Genomic DNA, 276 nt, shown 5'->3' on the forward strand with positions numbered 1-276 from the left:
GAAGTTGTTAGCGAATTGCATCATCCCTCTGTATTTCTCTTACGACTATATAACTCTTACTTTACAATCGTCTTTGTACCATTGACATGCTGCTGGACAACCCAATCGAGTCCTTTGAGCAAGTCCGAGAGCATACCGTTACCGTCGGCATCCAGGGTCTTGACAGATACGATGTTGGCCTTTTTGGCGACGCCGTACTCTGTTCCACAGCACACACCGGCGACGAACGTGCCATGTCCGTTAGGGTCGGACTCGGGATCAGAGTCGCTTTCAATG

General features: G+C 49.6%; 1 protein-coding gene. It reads right to left on the minus strand.

Going from position 1 to position 276, the window contains the following annotated elements; all coding sequences use genetic code 11:
* Positions 1-56: 56 nt before the first annotated feature.
* Positions 57-276: S8 family serine peptidase (locus PZC42_RS24550; RefSeq protein ID WP_277214091.1), on the minus strand; the 220-nt coding region annotated here is incomplete at its 5' end.

It is taken from the genome of Isoptericola croceus (assembly GCF_029382255.1).
Lineage (GTDB): Bacteria > Actinomycetota > Actinomycetes > Actinomycetales > Cellulomonadaceae > Isoptericola > Isoptericola croceus.